The sequence below is a fragment of the Nocardioides sp. Root140 genome, assembly GCF_001426745.1.
Lineage (GTDB): Bacteria > Actinomycetota > Actinomycetes > Propionibacteriales > Nocardioidaceae > Nocardioides.
Genome location: NZ_LMFI01000013.1, coordinates 208362 through 215691 on the forward strand (window position 1 = coordinate 208362; position 7330 = coordinate 215691).

Sequence of the window (7330 nt, forward strand, 5' to 3'; positions counted from 1 at the left end):
GGGTGCGTGCTGGGCCAGGCGGAGAAGCGATGGCGGGCCGGAGGCCCGTCGAGTCTTCGAGAACGCGGGCCAGCGCGTGCCCGGGGTGTCGGGCACACGACGGACCTCCGGCGGTGGCCACCTAGTCCCGGTGCCTTCCCGGGGCTGCGCCGGAGTCCGTCTCGTCGCCCTCGGGACTCGCATGGGTGCCGGTGCCGCCGACCGCGATGATCGTGCCGTCGTCGTTGACGCGGGGCGCCACGAGGCGGGCCAGGTGGTAGCCGATCACGGTGACCAGCGTGCCCAGCGCGATGCCGTTGAGGGAGAAGTCGTCGGTGATCTTCAGGCTGGCATCGCCGATGGCCAGGATGATGCCGGCCGCAAGGGGCACGAGGTTCACCGGATCGGCGAAGTTGACGTCGTTCTCCTTCCAGATCTTGGCGCCCAGCAGGCCGATCATCCCGTAGAGCACCAGGGTGATCCCGCCGAGCACGGCCGGTGGCGTGTGGTTCACGATCTCGCCGAACTTCGGCACCAGGCCGAGCAGGATCGCCACCACCGCGGCCACGTAGTAGGCGGCCGTGGAGTAGACCCTCGTCGCCGCCATGACGCCGATGTTCTCGGCGTACGTCGTGGTGGGTGAGCCGCCGACCGCGGACGCGATGACGGTGCCGACGCCGTCGGCCGCGACTGCCCGGCCCATCACCGGGTCGAGGTCGGTCTCGGTCATCTCGGCCACGGCCTTGACGTGTCCGACGTTCTCGGCGACCAGTGCGATCACCGCCGGCAGCACGAGGAGCGCGAAGGTCAACGAGAAGTCCGGGAGGTGCCAGCCGACCGCGCCGAGGTTGTTCAGCTCGGTCTGGTTGCCGACCAGGCCCTCGGCGGTGTGCTTGGGGAAGCCGAACCAGTCGGCCTCCTTCACCGCACTCCAGTCGACCCGCCAGTGGGCGCCCGGCTCCGGGTTGCCCGGCACGGGCAGCGAGGTCTTGCCGAAGATCTTGTCGACCACGACCGAGAGGACATAGCCGAAGATCAGGCCGAGGAAGATCGCGATCCGCCCGAAGAACCCGCGCAGGCCCACGGCCATCAGGATCACCGCGGTCATGGTGATGATCGCGACCCACGGGTCGGCCGGCATGTAGGTCTGGGTGGCCACCGGGGCCAGGTTGAAGCCGATCAGCATGACCACGGCACCGGTCACGACCGGGGGGAGCACGGCGTTGACGACCCGCGCCCCGAAGAAGTGGATCACCAGGCCGACCAGGGCGAGGACGACGCCGGCGACCAGGATCGCGCCGGTGACGTCTTCGGGCCCGCCGCCCTGTGCGTAGACCGCGCCCGCCCCGCCGACGAAGGACGCCGAGGTGCCCAGGTAGCTGGGCACCTTGTTCTTCACTATCAGCAGGAAGCAGATCGTGGCGATGCCGCTCATCATGATCGCCAGGTTGGCGTTGAGGCCCATGACGATCGGGAACACGAAGGTCGCGCCGAACATGGCGACCACGTGTTGTGCGCCGAGGCCGGCCGTCTTGCCCCAGCCGAGCCGCTGGTGTGGTGCCACCGCCTGACCCGGCGCCGGATCGACCACGTCCCACCTGAACATCGACATGCTGCCTCCTCGACGCGGGCCGCAGCCCGGATTTCCTCCGCAGGTTGCCGAACCTAGTGGGCCCGATCCTGCCGAACACCGGCGACTTGTGCTGAACGGCACATCCTTCCAGTGGCAGATCTTGTTCGCGAGCCCTTTGGTACGGCGCGTCGGTGCGGCGCGCCGTACGGACCCGTCAGTCGGCGATCTCGAGGACCCGCAGGGCGACCGCGACGTCGAGGCGCAGGTGCGGGTCGGAGCCCACCGGCCCGAGCAGCCGCTCGAGCTTCCCGACCCGGTAGCGCATCGTGTTGTAGTGGAAGAACTGGAGCCGCGCGGCCTCGGCCACGTTGAAGTTCGTGTCGAGCAGCACCTGCAGGGTCTCGCGCAGGTCGGTCACCTCCGCGGACGTGCCGGCGAGCTCGCCGAGGACGTCGCGGGCGAAGGAGTGCAGCTCGTCGTGGTCGGGCACCAGCGCGATCAGGCGGTGCACGCCGAGCTGGTCGAAGTACGTCGTCGAGCCACCGCCGTGCACCCGTCGTCCGACCTCCACCGCTCGACGGGCCTGCGCGTAGGCCTCGGGGAGGCCCTCGATGTCGGCGGCCACCCGGCTCACGCCCACGGAGAAGGGACGTCGCCCTCCGCCCTTGTCGCCGGCCACGTCGGAGACCAGCTGCCGCACCACCGAGGCGCCACCGTCGACGGCGTCCTCCGGCACCGGCACCAGGGTCACCACCTCCGAGGAGAAGTCGACGCTCGGCACACCCGGGTCGAAGGCGTGGCTGACCTGGCGCCAGGCAGCGGAGAAGCGCTCCTGCCACCGCCGACGGATCCGGTTCGAGGTGGCCGGCTCGTCGGCGGGCGCGGGATCGATCTCGGCGGCGACCACCACCATCGGCCGCGACAGGTTCCAGCCGAACGCCTCGACGTGCTCGACGACGTACTCCTCGGCCCCGGCCCGTCGCAGGAGCACGTCGCGCAGGAAGTCGCCCTGGTACTTGTTCTCGACCGCGCCGACCGCCTCCTCGCGGGTGATCAGCAGTGCGGCGACGGCCGCGGCTCGCTCCATTGCGTGGACGTCTCCGGAGGAGATCTCCGAGCCCTCGCGGAAGCAGACCAGCCGGGCCAGGTCCGCGCCACCGGCGACGATGCGCAGCATCCGGACCTGTCCCCGGCCGACCCCCACGCCGTCGGCCCCGGCCCGCTCGACCCGGAAGCGTCCGGTCGGGTCGAACAGCTCGGCGTCGTCCATCAGGCCACGCAGTGCGTCGGACAGCTCCGCCGCTCGTTCGCGCCCGTCCGTGGAGGTGAGGAGTACGCCGACGTCGAGGACGCGCGCCACCTCGGCGGCGATCTGGCTCAGGTTGCCACCCTCGAGGACGATCTGGGTCAGGGCCGTGTGCAGCGCGTCGACCCTGGCCAGGGCCTTGATCGCGTCCTGGCTGCTGGTCTGGCTGCTGGTCTGGTCCGGCACTATCAACTCTTGCACCTCGTTCCGGCGTTCCGTTGGCACAACCTCACATCGGCAAACCGTACTGCGTCCCACTAGCGTCGGGAGGGTGATCGCGACAGCGCCCTCCACAGGCACACCCGCAGCGGCACCGACCCGGGTCCGGGAGCGGTTGGCCGCGGCGAGGGGCCCGGTGGGGTTCCTCCATCGCGGTCCGCTGGCGCTCTACCTCGAGGTCGAGGGCTGGTGCGTCGGCGTGGTCGGCACGTCCGCGGCCGCCGTCCCCTGCGCGCTGCGGTTGGCCACCCCCGGCATCGGGGAGCTCGCCACGGCGCGCACCGCGCGGGTCGCCGACGGTGCGCTGTTCCTCGACGACACCGAGGTCAGGGTCGGCCGCTTGGTCGACGTGTCGGCACCGCGGCTCACCCTCGATGCACCGGTGACGGTCGACGTGGGCGCGGCTCGAGACCTGCTCGCACAGGAACTGCCCACCCACGCCCTCGACGCCCTGGCACGAGCGGAGCCGGCCGCCGTCGCGCACCTGGTCGGACGCGGCAGCGGGCTCACCCCGTCCGGGGACGACGTGCTCTGCGGCTGGCTGGCCACGCACTGGGCGGCTGGAGTCGACGTACCCGGGTTCGCGCGCGCGCTCGCCCAGACCCGGCACCGCACCACGACGCTCTCCGCGACCCTCCTCGACTGCGCCCGGCACGGCGAGGTGCTCCCCGAGTTCGGTCGCCTCCTGCGGGTGCTCGCCGAACCCGCGGCCGCTTCGGCGGCGGATCGCGCCAACGCCGTCGACGACCTGGTCGGCATCGGGCACACGTCGGGAAGCGCCCTCCTGCTGGGCGTGGGTCTCGCGCTCGCGTCGCTGTCATCGGCCGGGCCCCCGGCAGCCAACACCGACGCGACCTCCCCCGACACGCAACGGAGCCGCTGCGCATGAGCCACACCCATGTCGAGCTCAGACGCGGCGCGTACGCCGACTCCGTGACCCTGCTGCAGGTCAGCCGCACCGTCGCCGCTGGGGCCGGTGTCGAGGCCGCGCAGGTCGCGATGGCCACCGACCTCAACCTCGACGTGTTGGCCGGCATGGGCTTCGCGCCGCCTCCGGACGTCACCGCCAACGACATGGTGGTGGCCCTCCGGCTCGACGATGAGGCGGCTCTGGCACCCGCCCTCGTCGCGGTCGACGCGGCACTGGCCGCGTCGAGCCGCGTCGCCGCTGGCACGGTCGAGCTGGCACCGCCGCGCACCACAGGTTCGGCCCTGAGCCGCGACGCGAACGGCGGTGACGTGCTGGCGCTGGTCTCGGTGCCCGGTCCGAGTGCGTTCGTCGAGGCGATGGACGCACTCGACGCCGGTCACGACGTGATGGTCTTCAGCGACAACGTGCCCCTGGATCAGGAGGTCGCGCTCAAGCGCACGGCGACCGAGCGCGGGCTCCTGGTGATGGGCCCCGACTGCGGAACCGCCGTCGTCGGCGGACTGGGCCTCGGATTCGCCAACGCGGTGGTGCCGGGACCTGTCGGCATCGTGGCCGCCTCCGGCACCGGATGCCAACAGCTGATGGCCCTGCTCGACCATGCAGACCTGGGGGTTGGATCGGCCCTCGGCGTCGGCGGACGCGACCTGTCCGCCGACGTCGGAGGGCTCTCCACGAGGGAGTCGCTGCGCCGTCTCGACGACGACCCGGCGATCGAGCTGATCGTGGTCGTCTCCAAGCCGCCGGCGGCCGAGGTGGCCGCCACCATCCGTGAGTACGCCGCCACGCTGGGCACCCCGGTCGAGTTCGCCCTGCTCGGCGCAGGTCAACCCGACCTGACTGCCGCGGCGGAGACCGTGCTGGCCAGGCTCGGACGCGAGGTCCCGGACTGGCCCGTGTGGGGCGAGGCGACGGCCCGTGCGGACGGCGGTGGGCTGCTGCGCGGGCTGTTCGTGGGCGGGACCCTGTGCGACGAGGCCATGCTCGTGGCGACGCAGGTGATCGGCCCGATCAGGAGCAACATTCCCTTCTCGCCCGAGCTGGCCCTCGGCCCCGACCTCGACGCCGACGCCCACCTGATGATCGACTTCGGCGACGACACCCTCACCTCCGGGCGGGCGCACCCGATGATCGACCCGACGTTGAGGCTCGAGCACCTCGCAGAGGTCGCCGCCGACCCGCGGACCGGCGTACTGCTCCTGGACGTCGTGCTCGGCCACGGTGCGGAGGACGATCCGGCGGCGTCTCTCGCGCCGGCCATCGCGCGGGCGGCGTGCCCGGTCGTGGTCGCGTTGGTCGGCACCACCTCCGACCCCCAGGGCCTGTCCCGGCAGGCGGAGGCGCTCTCGGCCGCGGGGGCCGAGGTCCACCTGTCCAACGCGGCGGCCTGTTGCCGCGCCCTCGAGCTGATCGGTGGCGCGCGATGACCACACCCACCCGCATCGTCAGCGCCGGTGCCGGGCTGTTCGCCGACGCGATCGAGGCCCAGGCCGTGCCCGTCAGCCGCGTCGACTGGCGGCCGCCGATGCCCGGCACCGAGGCCGACCTCGCCACGGTGGCCGCCGACCCCCTGCGCAGGCCCGCCAACGAGCAGGCACTGGCCGCGATGCTGGGAGTGCAGGCCCTGCTGGTCGACGTCGCTCCGGCGTCGGAGGTGCTGGGCCTGCACCGGGGCGAGTTCCTGCACGCCGGTCCGCCGATCGGGTGGGAGACGGCGTCCGGTCCGTTGCGCGGTGGCCTGATGGCCGGCGCCGCGCTCGAGGGCCTGGTCGACGATCCGGAGATGGCCGTGGCGCTGTTCGAGTCGGGTGACGGGATCTCCCTCGAGCCGTGCCACCACCGCGACACGGTCGGGCCGATGGCGGGTGTGGTCACGCCGTCGATGTGGATGTTCGTGCTCGAGGACCCCGCCACTGGCAGGCGCGCGCACTGCTCGCTCAACGAGGGTCTCGGCAAGGTGTTGCGCTACGGCGCCTACTCCCCCGAGGTCCTCGACCGGCTGCGCTGGATGTCGGCGGTGCTGGGGCCGGTGCTGCAGAAGGCGGTGCGCACCAGTGGGCCGGTCGACGCCACCGGCATCCTCACCCAGATGCTCCAGATGGGCGACGAGGCGCACAACCGCAACCGGGCCGGCACGTTGATGCTGCTGCGCGACCTGTCCCCCGCGATGGTCGACTCCGGATTCCCGTCCGCCGACGTCGCGGCAGCCCTGCGCTTCATCGGTGGCAACGACCACTTCTTCCTCAACGTGGCGATGCCGACCTGCAAGCTCGCCCTCGACGCGGCACGCGGCATCGACGGCTCCACGATGGTCGTGGCGATGGCCCGCAACGGCACCGAGTTCGGCATCCAGACCTCGGGCACCGGCGACCAGTGGTTCACCGGACCGGCCCAGGTCGCCGACGGGCTCTTCCTGGGTGACTACGGCCCCGACGACGCCAACCCCGACATCGGCGACTCCGCGATCACCGAGACCGCCGGCATCGGCGGCTTCGCGATGGCGACCGCACCGGCCATCGTGCGGCTGGTCGGCGGCAGCGTGCCCGACGCCCTCGCCACCACGCGCCGGATGCACGAGATCACCCTCGGGGAGAACCCGCGCTGGTCAATCCCGGTGCTCGAGTTCCAGGGTGTGCCGAGCGGCATCGACGTGAGCCTGGTCTGTCGCACCGGCATCCTGCCGCAGATCAACACCGGCATGGCCGGCAAGGTGGCGGGCGTCGGGCAGGTGGGCGCCGGGTTGGTGACCCCACCGGCCGAGATCTTCCCGCAGGCACTGGCCCAGCTCGCCGCCCGCGCCCGGGCTCGCAGCACCACCTGAAGCCGACCCGTCGCCAGTTTTTGTCGACCCGTCGCCAGTTCCTGGGTGCACGCCGTCCGACGAGTCAGGCGGGCTGCCAGAAGGCGGCCTTCAGGTCGACCTTCCCGGAGGGGCGCATCGGAGTGTTCTCCTCCAGGTAGCACTGCCGTGCCTCGTCCTGGTGGCTCGGCGGCAACGACCCGTCGGCGCGCACCACCCGCCACCACGGCACCGGCCCGCCGTGCATCGCCATCACGTTGCCGACCAGGCGCGGACCACCGATGCCCAGGGCCTCACCCACGACGTCGGCCACCGCGCCGTACGTCGTCACGCGTCCCCTCGGCACGCGTTCGACGTACTGCAGCACCGCTTCGACGTACTCCTCGTTCACGCGACCAAGCCTAGAGCGAGGACATGCTCTAGCCGCAATACCGTTCAGTTAGGGCGGAGTTACCGTGTAGGTCGGTAGGCCCTTGGGCTGGGGCCAGGTGGCGTGATGGGCGCGTTTGACGTGCCACTTGACGT

At 71.8% G+C, this 7330-nt stretch carries 6 protein-coding genes; 3 read left to right on the forward strand and 3 right to left on the reverse strand.

Translation table 11 applies throughout. The features are described from left to right. Nucleotides 1–121: 121 nt before the first annotated feature. Together ASD30_RS22295 and ASD30_RS26785 are read right to left on the reverse strand one after the other, a co-directional pair. Nucleotides 122–1591 carry a uracil-xanthine permease family protein gene (locus ASD30_RS22295; RefSeq protein ID WP_056687372.1) on the reverse strand — a complete coding sequence of 490 codons (1470 nt, stop codon included), beginning with the start codon at nucleotides 1589–1591 and terminating at the stop codon, nucleotides 122–124. A gap of 175 nt (nucleotides 1592–1766) precedes the next feature. Further along, nucleotides 1767–3044 carry a PucR family transcriptional regulator gene (locus ASD30_RS26785; RefSeq protein ID WP_056687374.1) on the reverse strand — a complete coding sequence of 426 codons (1278 nt, stop codon included), beginning with the start codon at nucleotides 3042–3044 and terminating at the stop codon, nucleotides 1767–1769. A gap of 85 nt (nucleotides 3045–3129) precedes the next feature. On the opposite strand from ASD30_RS26785, the gene ASD30_RS26205 reads away from it, so the two are divergent. Genes ASD30_RS26205 through ASD30_RS22315 form a run of 3 tightly spaced genes read left to right on the forward strand, consistent with a single transcriptional unit; the run spans nucleotide 3130 to nucleotide 6826 of the window. Beyond that, nucleotides 3130–3966 carry an oxamate carbamoyltransferase subunit AllH family protein gene (locus ASD30_RS26205; protein ID WP_200951221.1) on the forward strand — a complete coding sequence of 279 codons (837 nt, stop codon included), beginning with the start codon at nucleotides 3130–3132 and terminating at the stop codon, nucleotides 3964–3966. Beyond that, on the forward strand, nucleotides 3963–5432 hold the full coding sequence (locus tag ASD30_RS22310; protein WP_056687378.1) for an FdrA family protein: 1470 nt from the start codon (nucleotides 3963–3965) through the stop codon (nucleotides 5430–5432). Before ASD30_RS26205 ends, ASD30_RS22310 begins: the two co-directional genes overlap by 4 nt. Beyond that, a complete protein-coding gene (locus ASD30_RS22315) occupies nucleotides 5429–6826 on the forward strand; it encodes a DUF1116 domain-containing protein (RefSeq protein ID WP_056687380.1) in 1398 nt (465 codons plus the stop codon). Before ASD30_RS22310 ends, ASD30_RS22315 begins: the two co-directional genes overlap by 4 nt. 64 nt (nucleotides 6827–6890) lie before the next feature. Here ASD30_RS22315 and ASD30_RS22320 read toward each other — a convergent pair whose 3' ends face one another. Continuing rightward, the gene (locus ASD30_RS22320; RefSeq protein WP_056687381.1) at nucleotides 6891–7196 is read right to left on the reverse strand and encodes an MGMT family protein; all 306 of its coding nucleotides are present in this window, start codon (nucleotides 7194–7196) and stop codon (nucleotides 6891–6893) included. Between the last annotated feature and the right edge of the window lie 134 nt (nucleotides 7197–7330).

Coding starts and splice junctions, on each gene's coding strand:
- ASD30_RS22315 (WP_056687380.1), top strand. CDS start 5,429: ATGACCACACCCACCCGCATCGTCAGCGCCGGTGCCGGGCTGTTCGCC.
- ASD30_RS22295 (WP_056687372.1), bottom strand. CDS start 1,591: ATGTCGATGTTCAGGTGGGACGTGGTCGATCCGGCGCCGGGTCAGGCG.
- ASD30_RS22310 (WP_056687378.1), top strand. CDS start 3,963: ATGAGCCACACCCATGTCGAGCTCAGACGCGGCGCGTACGCCGACTCC.